Origin of the sequence: Micromonospora sp. NPDC048830, assembly GCF_043198215.1 — a bacterium.
Classification (GTDB): domain Bacteria; phylum Actinomycetota; class Actinomycetes; order Mycobacteriales; family Micromonosporaceae; genus Micromonospora.
Genome location: NZ_JBICUP010000006.1, coordinates 182,761 through 201,641, shown reverse-complemented (window position 1 = coordinate 201,641; position 18,881 = coordinate 182,761). Strand labels below are relative to the sequence as shown.

Annotated in this window: 19 protein-coding genes; 16 read left to right on the top strand and 3 right to left on the bottom strand. The window is 71.5% G+C overall.

Annotated features, from left to right (window positions below; all coding sequences use genetic code 11):
• Positions 1-35: 35 nt before the first annotated feature.
• Complete coding sequence (locus ACGFIZ_RS08660; RefSeq protein ID WP_393417185.1) at positions 36-2,144, top strand: transglycosylase domain-containing protein; 2,109 nt, start codon at positions 36-38, stop codon at positions 2,142-2,144.
• A gap of 59 nt (positions 2,145-2,203) precedes the next feature.
• Here ACGFIZ_RS08660 and ACGFIZ_RS08655 read toward each other — a convergent pair whose 3' ends face one another.
• Positions 2,204-3,676, bottom strand: a complete 1,473-nt coding sequence (locus tag ACGFIZ_RS08655) for an SDR family oxidoreductase (RefSeq protein WP_393417183.1) — start codon at positions 3,674-3,676, stop codon at positions 2,204-2,206.
• Between the two features lie 34 nt (positions 3,677-3,710).
• Between ACGFIZ_RS08655 and glyA the strand changes: the two genes are divergently transcribed.
• The 14 genes from glyA (at position 3,711) to ACGFIZ_RS08585 (ending at position 16,261) form a co-directional block, all read left to right on the top strand.
• Positions 3,711-5,000, top strand: a complete 1,290-nt coding sequence (gene glyA, locus ACGFIZ_RS08650; protein WP_393417181.1) for a serine hydroxymethyltransferase — start codon at positions 3,711-3,713, stop codon at positions 4,998-5,000.
• Positions 4,993-5,424 carry a hypothetical protein gene (locus tag ACGFIZ_RS08645; RefSeq protein ID WP_393417179.1) on the top strand — a complete coding sequence of 144 codons (432 nt, stop codon included), beginning with the start codon at positions 4,993-4,995 and terminating at the stop codon, positions 5,422-5,424. The genes glyA and ACGFIZ_RS08645 overlap by 8 nt, the downstream gene beginning before the upstream one ends.
• Positions 5,425-5,606: 182 nt before the next feature.
• Positions 5,607-5,843, top strand: a complete 237-nt coding sequence (locus tag ACGFIZ_RS08640; RefSeq protein ID WP_393417177.1) for an AtpZ/AtpI family protein — start codon at positions 5,607-5,609, stop codon at positions 5,841-5,843.
• A gap of 11 nt (positions 5,844-5,854) precedes the next feature.
• The gene (atpB, locus tag ACGFIZ_RS08635) at positions 5,855-6,652 is read left to right on the top strand and encodes a F0F1 ATP synthase subunit A (RefSeq protein WP_393417175.1); all 798 of its coding nucleotides are present in this window, start codon (positions 5,855-5,857) and stop codon (positions 6,650-6,652) included.
• Between the two features lie 69 nt (positions 6,653-6,721).
• The gene (locus ACGFIZ_RS08630) at positions 6,722-6,955 is read left to right on the top strand and encodes an ATP synthase F0 subunit C (RefSeq protein ID WP_347669293.1); all 234 of its coding nucleotides are present in this window, start codon (positions 6,722-6,724) and stop codon (positions 6,953-6,955) included.
• A gap of 28 nt (positions 6,956-6,983) precedes the next feature.
• Positions 6,984-7,523, top strand: coding sequence for a F0F1 ATP synthase subunit B (locus ACGFIZ_RS08625; protein ID WP_347669292.1), 540 nt, complete (start codon positions 6,984-6,986; stop codon positions 7,521-7,523).
• Entirely contained in the window at positions 7,523-8,344 is an 822-nt protein-coding gene (locus ACGFIZ_RS08620; RefSeq protein ID WP_393417172.1) for a F0F1 ATP synthase subunit delta, read from the top strand. Before ACGFIZ_RS08625 ends, ACGFIZ_RS08620 begins: the two co-directional genes overlap by 1 nt.
• A gap of 100 nt (positions 8,345-8,444) precedes the next feature.
• Entirely contained in the window at positions 8,445-10,085 is a 1,641-nt protein-coding gene (atpA, locus tag ACGFIZ_RS08615) for a F0F1 ATP synthase subunit alpha (RefSeq protein WP_393417170.1), read from the top strand.
• Between the two features lie 9 nt (positions 10,086-10,094).
• Positions 10,095-11,024 carry a F0F1 ATP synthase subunit gamma gene (locus ACGFIZ_RS08610; RefSeq protein WP_393417168.1) on the top strand — a complete coding sequence of 310 codons (930 nt, stop codon included), beginning with the start codon at positions 10,095-10,097 and terminating at the stop codon, positions 11,022-11,024.
• Positions 11,024-12,460, top strand: coding sequence for a F0F1 ATP synthase subunit beta (atpD, locus tag ACGFIZ_RS08605; RefSeq protein ID WP_347669289.1), 1,437 nt, complete (start codon positions 11,024-11,026; stop codon positions 12,458-12,460). The genes ACGFIZ_RS08610 and atpD overlap by 1 nt, the downstream gene beginning before the upstream one ends.
• A 217-nt stretch (positions 12,461-12,677) precedes the next feature.
• A complete protein-coding gene (locus ACGFIZ_RS08600) occupies positions 12,678-13,823 on the top strand; it encodes an LCP family protein (RefSeq protein WP_393417165.1) in 1,146 nt (381 codons plus the stop codon).
• 111 nt (positions 13,824-13,934) lie between these two features.
• Positions 13,935-14,219, top strand: a complete 285-nt coding sequence (locus tag ACGFIZ_RS08595; protein WP_145773399.1) for a F0F1 ATP synthase subunit epsilon — start codon at positions 13,935-13,937, stop codon at positions 14,217-14,219.
• A gap of 12 nt (positions 14,220-14,231) precedes the next feature.
• On the top strand, positions 14,232-14,687 hold the full coding sequence (locus tag ACGFIZ_RS08590; protein ID WP_393417163.1) for a DUF2550 domain-containing protein: 456 nt from the start codon (positions 14,232-14,234) through the stop codon (positions 14,685-14,687).
• 974 nt (positions 14,688-15,661) lie between these two features.
• Positions 15,662-16,261: a hypothetical protein gene (locus ACGFIZ_RS08585; RefSeq protein WP_393417272.1), complete on the top strand. Its 600-nt coding sequence runs from the start codon at positions 15,662-15,664 to the stop codon at positions 16,259-16,261.
• Positions 16,262-16,366: 105 nt separating this feature from the next.
• Here ACGFIZ_RS08585 and ACGFIZ_RS08580 read toward each other — a convergent pair whose 3' ends face one another.
• Both ACGFIZ_RS08580 and ACGFIZ_RS08575 read right to left on the bottom strand, forming a co-directional pair.
• Positions 16,367-16,834, bottom strand: coding sequence for a VOC family protein (locus ACGFIZ_RS08580; protein WP_393417161.1), 468 nt, complete (start codon positions 16,832-16,834; stop codon positions 16,367-16,369).
• The gene (locus ACGFIZ_RS08575; RefSeq protein ID WP_393417159.1) at positions 16,810-17,382 is read right to left on the bottom strand and encodes a cob(I)yrinic acid a,c-diamide adenosyltransferase; all 573 of its coding nucleotides are present in this window, start codon (positions 17,380-17,382) and stop codon (positions 16,810-16,812) included. The genes ACGFIZ_RS08580 and ACGFIZ_RS08575 overlap by 25 nt, the downstream gene beginning before the upstream one ends.
• Here ACGFIZ_RS08575 and murA point away from each other — a divergent pair.
• Positions 17,381-18,832: a UDP-N-acetylglucosamine 1-carboxyvinyltransferase gene (murA, locus tag ACGFIZ_RS08570; RefSeq protein ID WP_393417157.1), complete on the top strand. Its 1,452-nt coding sequence runs from the start codon at positions 17,381-17,383 to the stop codon at positions 18,830-18,832. The two genes, ACGFIZ_RS08575 and murA, sit on opposite strands and share 2 nt — an antisense overlap.
• The last annotated feature ends 49 nt before the right edge of the window (positions 18,833-18,881 follow it).

Below are 18,881 nucleotides of genomic sequence, written 5' to 3'. Positions count from 1 at the left end.
GTCCGCACCTGACTGGGCTCCTACGGGGAGAGCTGATGATCCGGGTCCGTCTCGACAAGCTGTTCACCGTGCTGATCGCCGGCACACTCGCCGGCCTTGCGCTCGCGGTCGCGGCACTGCCCGCCGCGCTGGTCTTCGGGTTCGGCGCCAGCCGGCTCACCCCCGGCGGGCTGCCCGACTCGCTGCTGACACCGCCCACCGCCCAGCGGTCCACCCTCTACGCCAAGGACGGCACCACCCCCATCACCTCGTTCTACGCCGAGGACCGGGTGGACGTGCCGCTGGCCGAGGTGGCGCCGGTGATGCGCCAGGCGATGGTCGCCGCCGAGGACGTGCGGTTCTACCGGCACCACGGCGTCGACGTGCGGGGCGTGCTGCGGGCGCTCACGGTCAACACCCGCGACGGCGGAACCCGACAGGGCGCCTCCACGCTGACCATGCAGTACGTCCGCAACGTGCTCGGCACGGACCCGCGGCTCACCGAGGAGCAGCGGGCCAGCGCCACCGAGATCAGCACCGCCCGCAAGCTCAAGGAGATGCGGTACGCCCTGGCGCTGGAGCAGAAGCTGGACAAGGACGAGATCCTCGGCCACTACCTCAACATCGCGTACTTCGGTGCCGGGGCGTACGGGGTGGCCGCCGCCAGCAAGCGGTACTTCTCCAAGCCGCCGAGCGAGCTCACCCTCGCCGAGGCGAGCCTGTTGGCCGGGCTGGTCCGCTCGCCGCACACCGACGACCCGATCAACGGGGACGCCGACGCGGCGCTGGCCCGCCGGGCGTACGTGCTGGACCAGCTCGTCAAGAGCGGCCAGGTCGCGCCGGACGCGGCGGCGGCGGCCAAGGCCGAGCAGTTGGCGCTGAAGCCGAGCGCGACGCCGAACGACTGCACGGCGGTGCCCGAGAAGCACCAGGACTGGGGCTTCTTCTGCGACTGGTTCACCCGCTGGTGGAGCGAGCAGCCGGCGTTCGGCGCGAACGCGGACGAGCGGCAGCGCACCCTGCGCCGGGGCGGCTTCCGGATCGTCTCCTCGTTCGACCCCACCGTGCAGCGCAGCGCCATGGAGCAGGTGCTGCGGATCTACGACGTCGACGACCGCCGCGCGGCGCCGACCGCCGTGGTGCAGCCGGGCACGGGCCGGGTCCTCGCCCTGGCGGTGAACCGGAACTACAGCGTGGCGGCCAACCCGCCGGGCGCGAAGAACCGCCCGAACACGGTCAACCAGCTCGTCGCCGGGGGCGGGACCATCGAGGGCTACCAGGCCGGCTCGACCTTCAAGGTGTTCACCCTGCTGGCCGCGCTGGAGGCGGGGATGCCGCTGGCCACCGAGTTCGACGCCCCGCACCGCATCGTCACCGGGTACCCGACCGGCGGCGGCCCCGCCGCGTGCGACGGCCGGTGGTGTCCCGCCAACGCCGATCCCTCGATGGACGGCTACCGGACCATGTGGGACGCCTTCGGCCGGTCGGTCAACACGTACTTCGCCTGGCTGATGGAGCGGGTCGGCGCGGACCGGGCGGTCGAGATGGCCCAGCGGCTCGGCATCAGGTTCCGTGCCGCCTCCGACGCCCGGCTGGCCCGCTACGGCGCGAAGAACTGGGGGCCGTTCACCCTCGGCGTCTCCGCCACGACCCCGCTCGACCTGGCCAACGCGTACGCGACGCTGGCGGCGGAGGGGACGTACTGCGCGCCCACGCCGGTCGTCTCGATCGCCGACGCCGCCGGCCGGCCGGTCGCCGCCGGGCGGCCGGAGTGCAAGCCGGTGCTCGACCCCGAGGTGGCCCGGGGCGCGGTGGACGCGGCCCGCTGCCCGGTGGGGGACCAGTCGATGTACCGCGGGTGCGACGGCGGCACGGCCCCCGACCTGCGGGAGAAGCTGGGCCGGCCGGTGGCGGGGAAGACCGGCAGCTCGGAGCACAACGGGACGGAGACCGTGGTCGCCTTCACCCCGCAGCTCGCCGTCGCCTCGATGGCGGCGAACCCCGACGACCCGCAGGACGCCGTCGGCGGGGCCGTCGTGCGCGCTCTGGTCGACGTCGTCGGCCGGGTCCTCTCCGACACCCTCCGCGGCCAGCCGGTACGGGACTTCGTCCCGCCGAGCGAGTCGGTCGCCTACCGGGTGACGGCCGAGCGCGCCGGCAACTGACCCGACCCGGGCGGCGCCGGGCGGGGCGATCCGCGGCTTCGGAGAGCCCGCGCGGGCTCTCAGGAGCCGACGGCGACCTGCTCGGCGCCGCGGGCGATGTTGCGGGCCATGCCGCCGAAGACGACCGCGTGGAACGGGGCCACCGAGCCCCAGTAGGCGTGACCGGCCAGCCCGCGGGGGAGGAACACGGCGCGCTGGACGTACCGGCTGCGGCCCCCGTCGGCCGGCTCGGCGCGCATCTCCAGCCAGGCCCGGCCGGGCAGCCGCATCTCCGCGCGCAGTCGCAGCAGCCGCCCCGGCTCGATCTCCTCGACCCGCCAGAAGTCCAGCGCCTCGCCGACCCGCAGGTGGTGTGGGTCGCGCCGGCCCCGGCGCAGCCCGACGCCGCCGACCAGCCGGTCCAGCCAGCCGCGCACCGCCCAGGCGAGGGGGAACGAGTACCAGCCGTGCTCCCCGCCGACGCCCTCGATCACCCGCCAGAGCACCTCCGGCGGCGCGTCCACGGCGCGGGTGCGTACGTCGGTGTAGGCGGTGCCGCCGGACCACCCCGGGTCGCTGGGCAGCGGCTCGGCCGGGGCGTTCGGCACGCTCGCGGTGGACCACCGGGTCTCCACCGCCGCGTCGCGGACCTTGGCCAGCGCCAGTCGCACCGCCTCGTCGAAGCCGGTCAGCCCGCCCGGCGGGTCCGGGACGTACCGGGCGATGTCGTGCTCGTGGGCCACCGACTCGTGGGTCAGGCTCTCCACCAGCGGGCGGGCGATCGCGTTCGGCACCGGCGTGACCAGCCCGACCCAGTACGAGGACAGCGCCGGGGTCAGCGGCCGTACCCGCACGACGACCCGCCGGCGCAGCCCGGCAACGTGGGCGTACCGCTGCATCATGGCCTCGAAGGTGAGCACGTCGGGGCCGCCGATGTCGAAGGCTCGGTTGACCTCCGGCGGCAGGGTGGCGCAGCCGACCAGGTAGCGCAGCACGTCCCGGACGGCGACCGGCTGGACCCGGCTGCGCACCCAGCGCGGGGTGAGCATCACGGGCAGCCGCTCGGTCAGGTACCGCATCATCTCGAACGACGCCGACCCCGAGCCGATGATCACCGCCGCCCGCAGCACCACCGTCGGCACCCCGCTGGCCAGCAGGATCCGTCCCACCTCGGCCCGCGAGCGCAGGTGCGGCGACTCGGCCCGGTCGGCCGCCGCCGGCTCCGGCCCGCCGAGGTAGACGATCCGGCGTACGCCGGCGGCGCGGGCCGCCCCGGCGAAGTGCTCCGCCGCCTCCCGGTCGGCCTGCTCGAAGCCGGCCTGCCCGAGCGAGTGCACGAGGTAGTAGGCGACGTCCACGCCGTCGAACGCGGCCGGCAGGGTCTCCGGCGCCCGCAGGTCCGCCTCGACGATCTCCGCGTCCGCCGCCCACGGCACGTCGCGCAGCCGGGCGGCGCGGCGGACCAGGCAGCGTACGGTGTGTCCCTCGGCGAGCAGCCGGGGCGCGAGGCGTCCACCGACGTACCCGGTGGCGCCCGTGACGAGGCATCGCACGGCTTCCAGTGTGCGGCCCATAGACTCGTTCGTCGTGGAGAACGCGACAGGCACCTTCTGGGGGCCGGACTTCGACCAGCTCAGAGCGACCGACCCGGAGATCGCCGGGGTGGTGCTCGGCGAGCTGGACCGGCTGCGCGGCGGCCTGCAACTGATCGCCAGCGAGAACCTGACCTCCCCGGCGGTCCTCGCCGCGCTCGGCTCGACGCTGACCAACAAGTACGCCGAGGGCTACCCGGGCCGGCGCTACTACGGAGGCTGCGGCGAGGTGGACCGGGCCGAGGAGATCGGCATCGCCCGGGCGAAGGAGCTGTTCGGCGCCGAGCACGCCAACCTCCAGCCGCACTCCGGGGCGAGCGCCAACCTGGCCGCGTACGCCGCGCTGGTGCAGCCGGGGGACACGGTGCTGGCGATGGACCTGCCGCACGGCGGGCACCTGACCCACGGCAGCCGGGTCAACTTCTCGGGCCGGTGGTTCGCCGCCGTCGGCTACCGGGTCCGCCCGGACACCGAGCTGATCGACTACGACGAGGTGCGCGACCTGGCTCTCGCGCACCGCCCCAAGATGATCATCTGTGGGGCGACCGCCTACCCGCGGCTGATCGACTTCGCCCGGTTCCGCGAGATCGCCGACGAGGTGGACGCCTACCTGATGGTGGACGCCGCGCACTTCATCGGGCTGGTCGCCGGCGGTGCCGTCCCCTCCCCGGTGCCGTACGCCGACGTCGTCTGCTGCACCACCCACAAGGTGCTGCGGGGCCCGCGCGGCGGCATGATCCTCTGCCGGGAGTCGCTGGCCCAGCGGATCGACAAGGCGGTCTTCCCGTTCACCCAGGGCGGCCCGCTGATGCACGCCGTCGCGGCCAAGGCGGTCGCCCTGCGCGAGGCCGCCCAGCCGGAGTTCCGGACGTACGCCGCGCAGGTGGTGGCCAACGCCCGGGCGCTCGCCGACGGGCTGGCCGCCGAGGGGATGCGCCCGGTGTCCGGGGGCACGGACACCCACCTCGCGCTGGTCGACCTGCGGGAGACGGGGGTGACGGGGGCGGAGGCCGAGGCGCGCTGCGACGCCGCGACGATCACCCTGAACAAGAACGCGATCCCGTACGACCCGCAGAAGCCGATGGTGGCCTCGGGCATCCGGGTGGGCACCCCGAGCGTCACCACCCAGGGCATGCGGGAGGCGGAGATGCGGCAGACCGCCGGGCTGATCGCCCGCGCCGTACGCACCGACCCGGCCGCCCCCGGCGGCGCCGACGAGTTGACCCGGATCGCCGCCGACGTGGCCGACCTGGTCGCCGCCTTCCCGGCGTACCCCCGTGGCTGAGCCGACGGCGGACGCGGCGCGGGCCGCCGCGGACCGGGGCTGGCGGCTGCGCCACCTGCCGGTGCTGGTGCTCTCCTCGGTGGCACTGGCGGCGCTCGGCGCGGCCGTCGGCGGCGTCACCGGCGGCGCGGACGCGGCGCTCGGCGTGGCCGCCGGGGTGGCCGTCACCGCGCTCAGCTACACGCTGACCACGGTCGTGCTGGCCTGGGCCGACGCCCGCAACCCGCAGCTCGTGCTCCCGGTCGGCGTCGGCCTGTACGTCGCCAAGATCACCGCGCTCGGCGCGGTGATGGTGCTGGTCGCGTCCACCGGCTGGGCCGGTCTCGTCCCGCTCTGCCTCGGCATCGCCGCCGGGGTGGCGGTGTGGACCGGCGTGCACATCTGGTGGCTGACCACCGTGCACGCCCGCCGCCAGCAGGGCTGACCGGCGGCGCCGTCCCAGGGTTCGGACGACGCGCGAACGTGTCCGGTACCGGTCATTCACTGTGTGGCACAAGGGGAGTAGCGTGCCCACAGACGATTTTTCCGCCCGGCGCCCACACAACGACGGTTGTGCGGGGGGTGAGGCACAGCCTCGTTTTCATGGCTGATATCGTTCGCCCCGTCATGGCTGGTGACCAAACCCCCCGACCCGATGGCCGCCCGGACGAACCTCCGCCCGGAGCCGGCCAGGGTTGGACCGCGCTCAGCTACCTGATCGCGGGCATGCTCGTGTGGGGTTTCATCGGCTGGCTGGTCGACCAGTGGCTCGACACCGGCGGCATCGCCACCGGGATCGGCGTCGTGCTCGGCATGGCCGGGGGGATCGTCCTGGTCGTCCGCCGACTGGGCACGCCTACTTAGGAAGGGACGCGGTGTTCGGACAGGCGAACGTCCTGGCACAGGGCGCGGCAGGTTTCCCACCCAGCGTGGAGGACTTCTACCTGCCCAGCATCCTCCCGTGGGGTGAGCACGACTCGTACTGGTTCACCAAGATCACGGCCATGGTCTGGATCGCCGTCGGCGTCCTGATCATCTTCTTCCTGGCCAGCTACCGGAAGCCGCAGCTGGTGCCGACGAAGAAGCAGTGGATCGCCGAGTCGATCTACGGCTTCGTCCGGAACAACATCGCCGTCGACATGATCGGGCACGCGGGGGTGCGGTTCGCGCCGTACTTCACCACGCTGTTCTGCTTCATCCTGCTGACGAACTTCTTCGCGATCGTGCCGTTCTTCCAGATCTCGCCGAACTCGCACATCGCCTTCCCGGCCTTCCTCGCCGCGATCAGCTACGTGATGTTCAACTGGATCGGCATCCGGCACCACGGCTTCGTGAAGTACTTCAAGAACTCGCTGATCCCGCCGGCCCCGTGGTACATCCTGCCGATTCTGATCCCGATCGAGTTCTTCTCGACCTTCCTGGTCCGGCCGTTCTCGCTGGCCGTCCGTCTCTTCGCGAACATGTTCGCCGGCCACATGCTCCTGCTGGTCTTCACGCTCGGCGGCTTCGCGATGATCAGCGCCAACACCTGGCTGGCCCCGGTCTCGGTGCTGTCCTGGGTGATGACCGTCGCGCTCACCTTCCTCGAGTTCCTGGTGATCTGCCTGCAGGCGTACGTCTTCACCGTGCTGACCGCCAGCTACGTGCAGGGCGCCCTCGCCGAGGAACACTGATCCACCTTCTCGCACCACCCGTTGTCGTCCCGCGTGACCGTCACGCGTGATAACCAGGAGGAACCACTAATGGACGTCTACGCCGCGGTAGAGGGCAGCACCGCCGCCATCGGCTACGGTCTCGCGGCCATCGGCCCGGGCATCGGTGTCGGCCTGGTCTTCGCCGCCTACATCCAGTCGACCGCCCGCCAGCCGGAGTCGTCGCGGATCACCCTGCCGTACGTCTGGATCGGCTTCGCCGTCATCGAGGCGCTCGCGCTGCTCGGCATCGCCTTCGGCTTCATCTGGCAGGGCAACCTCTAAGTCCCGCCCTTAGACCGGGAGGTTTCCCATGTTCCTGCTCGCCGCTGAGGGTGGTGAATCCACCCACAACCCGATCATCCCGCTCTGGCAGGAGCTGGTGGTCGGTGGCATCGCCTTCGTCGTGCTCTGCATCGTGCTGATGAAGTTCGTCTTCCCCCGCATGGAGCAGACGTTCCAGGCCCGGGTCGACGCGATCGAGGGCGGTATCAAGCGCGCCGAGGCCGCCCAGGCCGAGGCCAACCAGCTCCTCGAGCAGTACCGGGCCCAGCTCGCCGAGGCGCGGACCGACGCCGCCCGGATCCGGGACGACGCCCGGGCCGACGCCGAGGGCATCCGCCAGGACATCCTCGCCAAGGCGCGGGAGGAGTCCGACCGGATCATCGCGGCCGGCAAGGAGCAGCTCGCCGCCGAGCGCGCCACCATCGTGCGCGAGCTGCGCACGGAGGTCGGCACGATCGCGGTCGACCTGGCCAGCAAGATCGTCGGTGAGTCGCTGGCCGACGAGGCCCGCCGCAAGGGCACCGTCGACCGGTTCCTGAACGACCTCGAGAGCACGGGGGCCCGCTGATGCAGGCCGCCAGCCGGGAGTCGTACCAGGCCGCGACCGAGCGCCTGGCGGCGTACGCGCGGGGCGCCGAGCCGTCGACGGTGGCCGCCACCGCCGACGACCTGCTCGCCGTCGCCGGCCTGCTGCGGCGCGAGCCGCGGCTGCGCCGGGCGCTGTCCGACCCGGCCCGGCCGGGCTCGGACCGCGCCGGGCTGCTCTCCGGGATGCTCCAGGGCAGGATCGGCGCGGACGCGCTCGACCTGCTCACCGCGCTGGTGTCCGGCCGCTGGTCGGCGCCGTCGGAGCTGCTCGACGGCGTCGAGCGGCTCGGCGTGGAGGCGCTGCTCGCCAGTGCCGACGCGGCCGGCGACCTGGGCGAGGTCGAGGACGAGCTGTTCCGCTTCGGCCAGGTGGTCGCCGGCGAGCCCGCGCTCTCCGCGGCGCTCGGCAACCCGACCGTCCCGGCCGAGCAGCGGGCCGGGCTGGCCCGTGAGCTGCTGGCCGGCAAGGCCCGGCCGGTCACCGTCCGCCTCGTCGAGGTGGCGCTGGGCGGGTTCGGTGGGCGGTCGTTCACCGGTTCGCTCACCCGGCTGGTCGAGCTCGCCGCCGACCGGCGGGACCGGCAGGTGGCGTACGTCACCGTGGCCGCCCCGTTGAGTGACGAGGACGAGCGCCGCCTCGGTGCCCGACTCTCCGCGATGTACGGTCGGGAGGTCTCCGTCAAGCAGACGGTCGACCCCTCGATCCTCGGTGGCGTCAGCGTCCGGGTCGGCTCCGACCTGTACGACGGCACCGTCCTGCGCCGGCTCAACGAGACCCGCAACGCGCTCGCCAAGCGCTGACCGGCACACGTCGGCGACCCGCGAAGCACTGAATGACAGACGCCATTCGGACCGGTCGGTACTAGGTATCCCGGGCCCCTGATACTTAAGGAAGCAGAGGATGGCCGAGCTGACCATCTCGACGGAGGAGATCCGCGGCGCCCTGGAGCGCTACGTCTCCTCCTACTCGCCCGACGTCTCCCGTGAGGAGGTCGGCACCGTCGCCGACGCCGGCGACGGCATCGCCCACGTCGAGGGTCTCCCCTCGACCATGACCAACGAGCTCCTGGAGTTCGAGGACGGCACGCTCGGCGTGGCGCTGAACCTCGACGTCCGGGAGATCGGTGTCGTCGTCCTCGGCGACTTCGGCGGCATCGAGGAGGGGCAGCGCGTCAAGCGCACCAACCGCGTGCTCTCGGTGCCGGTCGGCGACGCCTTCCTCGGCCGCGTGGTCAACGCGCTCGGCCAGCCGATCGACGGCCTCGGCGACATCGCCAACGAGGGCTACCGCGAGCTGGAGCTCCAGGCCCCGAACGTGATGTCCCGGCAGTCCGTCTCCGAGCCGATGCAGACCGGCCTCAAGGCCGTCGACGCGATGACCCCGATCGGTCGGGGCCAGCGGCAGCTGATCATCGGCGACCGGAAGACCGGCAAGACCACCGTCGCGCTGGACACCATCCTCAACCAGCGGGACAACTGGCGCTCCGGCGACCCGAAGAAGCAGGTCCGCTGCATCTACGTCGCCATCGGCCAGAAGGCCTCCACGATCGCCTCGATCAAGGGCACGCTGGAGGAGGCCGGCGCGATGGAGTACACCACCATCGTCGCCTCCCCGGCGTCCGACCCGGCCGGCTTCAAGTACCTCGCCCCGTACACCGGCTCGTCCATCGGCCAGCACTGGATGTACGGCGGCAAGCACGTCCTGATCGTCTTCGACGACCTGAGCAAGCAGGCCGAGGCGTACCGGGCCGTGTCGCTGCTGCTGCGCCGCCCGCCGGGCCGCGAGGCGTACCCGGGTGACGTCTTCTACCTGCACTCCCGGCTGCTGGAGCGCTGCGCCAAGCTCTCCGACGAGCTGGGCGGCGGCTCGATGACCGGCCTGCCGATCATCGAGACGAAGGCCAACGACATCTCGGCCTTCATCCCGACCAACGTCATCTCCATCACCGACGGCCAGATCTTCCTCGAGACCGACCTGTTCAACCAGGGCGTCCGGCCGGCCATCAACGTCGGCACCTCGGTCTCCCGGGTCGGCGGCGCCGCGCAGGTGAAGCCGATGAAGAAGGTCTCCGGCTCGCTGCGGCTCAACCTGGCCCAGTACCGCGAGCTGGAGGCGTTCGCCGCCTTCGCCTCGGACCTGGACAAGGCCTCCCGCGCCCAGCTGGAGCGCGGCTCCCGGCTGGTCGAGCTGCTGAAGCAGTCGAACTACTCGCCGTACCCGGTGCAGGAGCAGGTCGTCTCCGTCTGGGCTGGCACCGAGGGCAAGCTCGACGACATCCCGGTCGGCGAGATCAAGCGCTTCGAGTCGGAGTTCCTCCAGTACCTGCGCCACAAGCACGAGGGCGTGCTGGCGGCGATCGCCGACTTCACGTGGGACGACGAGATCATCGCCTCGCTGGACGCCGCGATCACCGAGTTCAAGAAGCTCTTCCTGGGCAAGGAGGACGAGCCTCGGATCAACGAGGCGCCGGCCGCCCCCATGGAGGGCGAGGAGAACCGCGAGTCGGTGACCCGCTACCGCGACACCGCCGAGAAGCAGTAGGGCTGACGGATGGCGGCCCAGGTACGCGTTCTTCGTCAGCGGATCCGTTCCGCTAAGGGGATGAAGAAGATCACCAAGGCGATGGAGCTCGTGGCGACGAGCCGGATCGCCAAGGCCCAGGCCCGGGTGGAGGCGTCCCTGCCGTACGCCCAGGCCATCACCGGCGTGCTCACGGCGCTGGCGTCCAACGCGCGGATCGACCACCCGCTGCTCACCCCGCGCGAGCGGGTGCGGCGGGCGGGCGTCCTGCTGGTGACCGCCGACCGTGGCCTCGCCGGTGGCTACAGCTCGAACGCGATCCGGACGGCGGAGTCGCTGATCGCCCGGCTGCGCGCCGATGGCAAGGAGCCGGTGCTCTACGTCATCGGGCGCAAGGGCGTGCAGTACTACCGGTTCCGGGACCGGCCGATCGAGGCGAGCTGGACGGGCTTCTCGGAGCAGCCGGGCTTCGGCGACGCCCGCACCGTCGGGGAGACGCTGATCAAGGCGTTCACCGCCGGCGCGGACGACACGGACGGCAGCGCGGGGGCGGACGGGGTGCTCGGGATCGACGAGCTGCACATCGTCTTCACCGAGTTCAAGTCCCTGATGACCCAGAACCCGGTGACGCGGATCATCGGCCCGATGCAGGTCGAGGACCGTCCGCGGTCCGAGGGCCTGCTCCCGGCGTACGAGTTCGAGCCGGAGGCGGAGGCGCTGCTCGACGCGCTGCTGCCGAAGTACATCAACACGCGGATCTACGCGGCGTTGCTGGAGTCGGCGGCCAGCGAGTCGGCGGCCCGACGGCGGGCGATGAAGAGCGCCACCGACAACGCCGAAGAGATGATCGAGAAGTACACGCGTGAGATGAACTCGGCCCGCCAGGCCGGGATCACCCAGGAGATCAGCGAGATCGTCGGCGGCGCGAACGCGCTGGCCGCGTCGGGAAGTGAAGTGTGATGACTGCCCCAGTAGAGACCAAGACGGCCACGGGTCGCGTGGTCCGGGTCATCGGCCCGGTCGTCGACGCCGAGTTCCCGCGCGACGGCATGCCGGACCTGTTCAACGCGCTGCACGTGGACGTGACCCTGTCCGGCGGCCAGAAGACGCTGACCCTGGAGGTCGCCCAGCACCTGGGCGACAACCTGATCCGCGCCATCTCGATGCAGCCGACCGACGGCCTGGTCCGTGGCACCGAGGTGCGCGACACCGGCTCGCCGATCCGGGTGCCGGTGGGCGACGCGGTCAAGGGCCACGTCTTCAACGCCATCGGCGAGTGCCTCAACCTCACCGAGGGCGAGACGCTCAACCCGGACGACCACTGGGGGATCCACCGCAAGGCCCCGGCCTTCGCGGACCTGGAGCCGAAGACCGAGATGCTGGAGACCGGCATCAAGGTCATCGACCTGCTCGCCCCGTACGTCAAGGGCGGCAAGATCGGCCTGTTCGGCGGCGCGGGCGTGGGCAAGACGGTGCTCATCCAGGAGATGATCACCCGCGTGGCCCGGAACTTCGGTGGTACGTCGGTGTTCGCCGGCGTGGGTGAGCGCACCCGCGAGGGCAACGACCTCATCGCCGAGATGACCGAGTCCGGCGTCATCGACAAGACGGCGCTGGTCTACGGCCAGATGGACGAGCCGCCGGGCACCCGACTGCGGGTCGCCCTCTCCGCGCTGACCATGGCGGAGTACTTCCGCGACGTGCAGAAGCAGGAGGTGCTGCTCTTCATCGACAACATCTTCCGCTTCACCCAGGCCGGTTCCGAGGTGTCCACGCTGCTCGGCCGCATGCCGAGCGCCGTGGGTTACCAGCCGACCCTGGCTGACGAGATGGGCGAGCTCCAGGAGCGGATCACCTCCGTCCGGGGCCAGGCCATCACCTCGATGCAGGCGATCTACGTGCCGGCGGACGACTACACCGACCCCGCCCCGGCCACCACGTTCGCCCACCTCGACGCGACCACCAACCTGGAGCGGTCGATCTCCGACAAGGGCATCTACCCGGCCGTGGACCCGCTGGCGTCCTCGTCCCGGATCCTCGCCCCGGAGTTCGTCGGCGCCGAGCACTTCGCGGTCGCCACCGAGGTCAAGCGGATCCTGCAGAAGTACAAGGACCTGCAGGACATCATCGCCATCCTCGGCATCGAGGAGCTCTCCGAGGAGGACAAGCTCGTCGTCGGCCGGGCCCGGCGCATCGAGCGCTTCCTGTCGCAGAACACCTACGCCGCCGAGCAGTTCACCGGCGTGCCGGGCTCGACGGTTCCGATCAAGGAGACCATCGAGGCGTTCAAGAAGATCAGCGAGGGCGAGTACGACCACTTCCCCGAGCAGGCCTTCTTCATGTGCGGCGGTCTGGAGGACCTGGAGCGCAAGGCTGCCGAGCTGATGAAGGGCTAAGACCCTCGTCACACCAACGAAAACCGCCCCGGTACACACCGGGGCGGTTTTCGTTCACGTGGAGGTCCTATGATCTCCGCTGTCCGGTTCACGGGCCGACGGTCCTGTCGGCTGCGAGGTACCGTCGATCCACGCCGTCTCCTCCGGACGAGCGGTGGTCACTGCAACTATTCGGCTGCGTACGCCCGTCTCCTCTTCGTGGGCGTGACGAACGGAGATGATCGTGGGTAAGGCCGGCAAGGACGGCAGGAGAAGGCCGTCCCGGTGGGTGCGCGTGCCGCGCTGGGCCCGGGTGTGCACGGTGTTCGGCGCCGTGCTCATGCTGCTGAGCGGCGCGGTGCTGGTGAGCTACGAGGCGCTGCTGTCGCGCTACGAGGGCGCGATCGGCAAGGGCGACCTCTTCGGCGACCAGGCGGCCGGCGCCCAGGAGCGCAAGAGCGACATCAAGGGCCCGCTCAACATCCTCCTGGTGGGCATCGACCCGCGCAACCCGGAGACCCCGCCGCTGGCGGACTCGATCATGGTGCTGCACGTGCCGGCCGAGCTGGACCGGGCGTACCTGTTCTCGCTGCCACGGGACCTGCGGGTGGAGATCCCGAAGTTCAGCAAGGCGGAGTTCAACGGCGGCACCGACAAGCTCAACGCCGCCATGTCGTACGGCAGCCGGGTGCCGGGGGAGAACCCGGACGCCGCCCGGGGCTTCGAGCTGCTGGCCAAGACCGTGCAGCAGGTGACCGGGATCGAGCGGTTCGACGCGGGCGCGATCATCAACTTCACCGGCTTCCAGAAGATCGTCGACGCGATGGGCGGCGTCGACATGTACATCGAGCGCGAGGTGCGCTCCGAGCACCGGGAGCCGAGCGGCGTGCACCGCAAGGGCAACCCGTACGGCGAGGGATACATCGGCCCGCAGGCGGTCTACACGAAGGGCAACCAGCACCTGAGCGGGTGGCAGGCGCTGGACTACGTCCGGCAGCGCTACCCGAAGAACGGCGTCCCGGACGCCGACTACGGCCGCCAGCGCCACCAGCAGCAGTTCATCAAGGCGATGGTCGACCAGGCGTTCAGCGCCGACGTGGTGGCCAACCCGATCAAGCTGGACAGGGTGCTCCGGGCCGCCGGGCAGTCGCTGATCTTCAACGGCCGGGGCCACGGCGTGGTCGACTTCGCGCTGGCGCTGAAGAACATCCGGTCCAGCAACGTCGAGCTGATCAAGCTGCCGGGGGCGAGCATCGGCACCGGCCGGGCGTACCGGGGGGAGCGGTTGCAGCCGGCCGCGGAGGACTTCTTCACCGCGCTGCGGGAAGAGAAGCTGGACGCGTTCCTCCTGGAGCATCCCGACTTCCGTAACAAGAGCAAGTAGGAGCGCCGGCGGGCCAGACGCGGGGTGGCGCAGCTTACGCCACCCGCGTTGGGGGGCCGAAGGCGGCGCGACTAGACTTTCGACAATCCGCCGCCGCAGCAAGGAGACAGCGTGGCACAGCAGCTTCACGTCGAGCTCGTAGCCGTCGAGGAGAAGGTCTGGTCCGGCGAGGCCGAGATGGTCGTCGCCCGGACGACCGAGGGTGAGCTGGGTGTGCTCCCGGGGCACGCGCCCCTGCTGGGCCAGCTCGCCGAGCCCGGCCAGGTCCGGATCAAGCTGCCCGGCGGCGAGCAGGTGTCGTACGAGGTGGCCGGTGGTTTCCTCTCGGTGAGCAGTCAGGGTGTCACCGTCCTGGCCGAGACCGCCACCCCCGTCTCCGCCGCGCAGAGTCGCTGAGCCCACCCGCCGATGGAGATCGTGGAGGGCATCGGCATCGGCGTCGCCGTCGTGCTCGTCGCTCTCCTGATCCTCTTCGTCCGGCGGGCCGTGGTGACCCGCAGCGGCGGGATCATCCGGCTCAGCGTCCGGGTCTCCACGATTCTCGACGGCCGGGGCTGGTCACCCGGCTTCGGTCGGTTCTCCGGCGAAGAACTCCGCTGGTACCGGATGTTCAGCTTCGCCCTGCGCCCCAAGCGGGTGCTCTCCCGTAAGACGCTGGTCGTGGAGCGACGGCGGCTGCCCGAGGGGCAGGAGCGGCTCTCCATGCCCGCCGACTGGGTGATCCTCCGCTGTAGCAGCCAGCGCGTACCGGTGGAGATCGCCATGGCGCGGTCCACGGTCACCGGCTTCCTCTCCTGGCTCGAGGCCGCCCCGCCCGGGGCGGTCTCGCCGCGTCTGGCCTCCCAGGACTGGCCCGCCGCCTGACCGCCTTCTTGGCTGCGGTTGCTTCGTTGCGGGTCGCTTTCCTCCGTTGCGGTCGGTTGCTCTGTTGCGGTGGGTGGTGGGTTGCGGTTGGGTGGGTCCCGCCGTGCCCGGTTCCGATGGTTGTGGTGGGGGTGGGTCCCGCCGTGCCCCGGCTCTGATGGTTGTGGGGGTGGGTCCCGCCGTGCCCGGCTCGTCGTTGGTCGCGGTGGGGTGGGGCCCGCCGTGACCGGCTCCGGGCGGTCAGGCTTGATCCCTGCGCCGGTCACGGCGGGCCCCACCCGGTCCGTCCCGGTCGCTGTCCGCCGGGCCGTCCCGGTGATGGCCCCATCCGTCCGCTACGCCGCCGATCGTCATCTCCGGTGCACCCCTGCAGCAGGAGCGCCCGCCCGAGGCCGGTCGGGGTGGACACCCGGTGTCGTGATCGACTCCATGGCGGCGACATTGGGGTATCCGAGTGACACGGATGCCCCAATGTCGGTGACACGGAGTGGATCTCCGTAGACAGGCCCCCGGTTCGAGGGTGGCCGCCGTGTCTTGATCGACTCGATGTCGGCGACATGGGGGTGTCCGAGCGCTCCGGATGCCGCCATGTCGGCGACATCGCGTCGATTATCCGGCCCGACTGCGGCGATCCGGTCTGTCTGTCCGGTTCGTGGGGGTCGTGGGGCCTGGCCGGGGCGTCGTGGGGCGGAATCGTGGCCGGGGCGGGGTCGTTACACCTGACGCACGACCGAGGACGGCCCGCTTCCGTGTCCGTGAGGCGGGTGGGGCCGGGCCCGGAATGATGGCGGGCCGCCGGTCGTTGTACATGGTCCCGGCGCCCGTGACGAGGCACCCCCTGCCCCGCGGTCGCGCCGGCCAGAAACTCTTTCCCCCGCTTTTCGAGCTTTCGAGCGCCTGACGGTGCTTGCGCACGCCCGCCCGAGCCCCCTCTCGGCGGTGTGCGCCAACCCCCGAATGGAGCTTTGATCATGATGAACACGATGCTGCGTAAGAGCGTTCTCGGTGTCGCCGGTCTTGCGTTCGCCGGTGGGCTGGCCGCCGGTCCGCTGCACGCCACCGCCGCGCACGCCGCCCCGGCGCAGGTGAAGCCGGTTGCCGTGGCCGTGCAGGCCGACAAGCCCGGTGTGGACAAGGCCAAGTTGATCCCGCACGGGGTGCAGGGCGCGCAGTCGAAGATCGACCTGAACGACGAGCAGGTGGCGAACGCGAAGGCGATCATCGCCGCGACGAGGAAGGCCGGGATGCCCGAGCGGGCCGCGGTGATCTCGGTCGCCACGAGTCTGCAGGAGTCGAAGCTGGAGAACCTGGGGCACCTGGGTGACCGTAACGACCACGACTCGTTGGGCCTGTTCCAGCAGCGGCCGTCGTCGGGTTGGGGTTCGCCGGAGCAGATCACGGACCCGGAGTACTCGACGACGGCGTTCCTGAGAGGTTTGAAGCAGGTGGACGGGTGGCAGGACATGCCGTTGACCGGCGCCGCGCAGACGGTGCAGGTGTCGGCGTACCCGGACGCGTACGCGCAGTGGGAGCAGCAGGCCGCCGACCTCGTCGCCCAGTACTGGAACAGCTGACCCACCGAGCAGGATCGAACGCGCACGACTGAACACGCAGGCAGGACACCGCTGGCCGGCGCCCCAGGAGACGGGGTGCCGGCCAGCGGCGTTCGCTTGTTCGGGTCAGTCGGTCGAGGCGACCAGCTCCACCTCGTAGCCCTGGTCGTCGGCGAGATAGGCGGCGTACGCCTGTGGGCCGCCCGCGTGCGGGTGGCGGTCCGGGAAGAGCAGCGACCAGCCGTGGCCCGACGCGGCCGCGACCAGCCGGTCCACGGCGGCCGGCGGCCCGGCGTGGAACGCCAGGTGGTTCAGGCCCGGGGCGAGCCGGTCGTGGTTTCGTCCGGACAGTGCCGGGGACTCCTCCAGCACCAGGTACGTCGGACCGAGCCGCCACGAGCGGCCGGCCGGCCAGTCCTGGTACGGGCTCCAGCCCAGCTGACCCAGCAGCCAGCCCCAGCTGCGGATCGCCCTGGCCAGGTCCGGCACCCAGACCTCGACGTGGTGCAGCCCGCCGACGGGGGTGGCCGGCGGGCCCGAGGCGTCCGGCGCGGCTGACGCGTCTCCGCTCAGCGCTGACCGCCCGGCGTCCATAGCACATCGCCCGCCGGATTTGCCGTTCTTGACAGGATGAAGAGCAGATCGGAGAGCCGGTTGAGATACTTTGCCGGAAGTGAGCTGGTCCGGTCGGGATCGTGGGCGAGCAGGGCCCAAGCCGCGCGCTCGGCCCGCCGCGCGACGGTCCGGGCCACGTGCAGCAGCGCCGCGCCCGGGGTTCCGCCGGGAAGGATGAAGGAGTCGAGCTTGGTCAGGCGCTCGTTGTACTCGTCGCACCAGCCCTCAAGGCGCTCCACGTACTCCTCGGTGACCCGCAGCGGCGGGTACTTCGGGTCCGGCTCGACCGGGGTGGCCAGGTCGGCGCCGACGTCGAACAGGTCGTTCTGGATCGACCCCAGCACCGCCCGCAGTTCGTCGTCGAGCTGCCCGAGGGCGATCGCGGCGCCGATGGCCGCGTTGCACTCGTCCACGTCGGCGTACGCGGCGATCCGCGGATCGGTCTTCGGGACCTCTTCGTTGTTGTTCAGCCTGGTCGTGCCGGCGTCGCCGGCCCTGGTGTAGATGCGCGTGAGGTGGACGGCCATGACGCACAGCCTACGGATACCGGACCTGACCATCCCCGTACGGCCGGAGCAGTGCCCGCCGGAGCGGGCCCGGCCGGCCGGGGTCGGCCCCGGGGACGCCGGCGACCTGGCGCTCAACGACGTCGACGTCATCCGGGTGGCCGGCGACGCCCGGCTCGGCGGGACGGTGCATGTCGTCGGGGCGAAGAACTCGGCGCTCAAGCTCATGGCCGCCGCGCTGCTCGCGCCCGGCCGGAGCGTGATCACCAACGTTCCCCGGATCACCGACATCGCCATCATGGGCGAGGTGCTGCGCCGGCTGGGCTGCGGCGTACGGTTCGACGCCGACGACCCGGTCGACCCGATGGTGGCGCGGGGCGGGGTGGCCCGCTCGCGCTCGGTCACCATCGACGTGCCGGAGCGGCCGGGCGCGGAGGCCGACTACGACCTGGTACGCCGGCTGCGTGCGTCGATCTGCGTGCTCGGCCCCCTGCTCGCCCGGTGCGGGAACGTGCGGGTGGCCCACCCCGGTGGGGACGCCATCGGCTCCCGTGGACTGGACATGCACATCTCCGGGCTGACCCGGATGGGCGCGGACATCTGCGGCGAGCACGGCTTCGTCATCGCGTCCGCCCCGGACGGGCTGCACGGCGCGGACATCGTCCTGGACTTTCCCAGCGTCGGCGCCACCGAGAACCTGGTGATGGCCGCGGTGCTCGCCCGGGGCAGCACGGTGATCGACAACGCGGCGCGGGAGCCGGAGATCGTCGACATCTGCTCGATGCTGATCAGGATGGGTGCCCGCATCGAGGGAGCGGGCACGTCCACCCTGCGCATCGAGGGGGCGCCCGAGCTGCGGCCGGTGCGGCACGCGACGGTGGGGGACCGGATCGTCGCCGGGACCTGGGCGTTCGGCGCCGCGATGACCCGGGGCGACGTGACCGTGACCGGGATCGACCCGGCATTCCTGGAGGTCGCGCTGGACAAGTTGGTCGCCGCCGGCGGCCTGATCGAGACCCGCGACGATGCCTTCCGGGTACGGATGGACGACCGCCCGAGGGCCGTGGACGTGGTGACGCTGCCGTACCCGGGTTTCGCCACCGACCTGCTGCCGATGGCGATCGGGCTCGCCGCGGTGAGCGACGGCGCCTCCCTGATCACCGAGAACATCTTCGACGGCCGGTTCATGTTCGCCAACGAGATGATGCGGCTGGGCGCGGACATCAAGACCGACGGCCACCACGCGGTGGTCCGGGGGAGGGACCGGCTCTCCGGCGCCCCCGTCCGGGCCACCGACATCCGGGCCGGCGCCGGGCTGATCATCGCGGGGCTGTGCGCCGACGGGGTCACCGAGGTCTCCCACGTGCACCACGTCGACCGCGGTTATCCGGACTTCGTCGCCGACCTGCGGGCGCTGGGGGTCGAGGTCGAGCGCGGCACCGTACCGGACGAGCCGGCCCTGGAGATCTGACCGCGCGCCGACCGAAGGGCTCGACCGAGACGCGCCGGGGTGATCCCGA

Excerpts from the sequence above, each read along its gene's own strand:
- ACGFIZ_RS08660 (WP_393417185.1), top strand. The coding sequence starts at position 36 with ATGATCCGGGTCCGTCTCGACAAGCTGTTCACCGTGCTGATCGCCGGC.
- ACGFIZ_RS08640 (WP_393417177.1), top strand. The coding sequence starts at position 5,607 with ATGGCTGGTGACCAAACCCCCCGACCCGATGGCCGCCCGGACGAACCT.
- ACGFIZ_RS08630 (WP_347669293.1), top strand. The coding sequence starts at position 6,722 with ATGGACGTCTACGCCGCGGTAGAGGGCAGCACCGCCGCCATCGGCTAC.
- ACGFIZ_RS08625 (WP_347669292.1), top strand. The coding sequence starts at position 6,984 with ATGTTCCTGCTCGCCGCTGAGGGTGGTGAATCCACCCACAACCCGATC.
- ACGFIZ_RS08620 (WP_393417172.1), top strand. The coding sequence starts at position 7,523 with ATGCAGGCCGCCAGCCGGGAGTCGTACCAGGCCGCGACCGAGCGCCTG.
- atpA (WP_393417170.1), top strand. The coding sequence starts at position 8,445 with ATGGCCGAGCTGACCATCTCGACGGAGGAGATCCGCGGCGCCCTGGAG.
- ACGFIZ_RS08610 (WP_393417168.1), top strand. The coding sequence starts at position 10,095 with ATGGCGGCCCAGGTACGCGTTCTTCGTCAGCGGATCCGTTCCGCTAAG.
- atpD (WP_347669289.1), top strand. The coding sequence starts at position 11,024 with ATGACTGCCCCAGTAGAGACCAAGACGGCCACGGGTCGCGTGGTCCGG.
- ACGFIZ_RS08600 (WP_393417165.1), top strand. The coding sequence starts at position 12,678 with ATGATCGTGGGTAAGGCCGGCAAGGACGGCAGGAGAAGGCCGTCCCGG.
- ACGFIZ_RS08590 (WP_393417163.1), top strand. The coding sequence starts at position 14,232 with ATGGAGATCGTGGAGGGCATCGGCATCGGCGTCGCCGTCGTGCTCGTC.
- ACGFIZ_RS08585 (WP_393417272.1), top strand. The coding sequence starts at position 15,662 with ATGAACACGATGCTGCGTAAGAGCGTTCTCGGTGTCGCCGGTCTTGCG.
- ACGFIZ_RS08580 (WP_393417161.1), bottom strand. The coding sequence starts at position 16,834 with ATGGACGCCGGGCGGTCAGCGCTGAGCGGAGACGCGTCAGCCGCGCCG.
- murA (WP_393417157.1), top strand. The coding sequence starts at position 17,381 with ATGACGCACAGCCTACGGATACCGGACCTGACCATCCCCGTACGGCCG.
- ACGFIZ_RS08575 (WP_393417159.1), bottom strand. The coding sequence starts at position 17,382 with ATGGCCGTCCACCTCACGCGCATCTACACCAGGGCCGGCGACGCCGGC.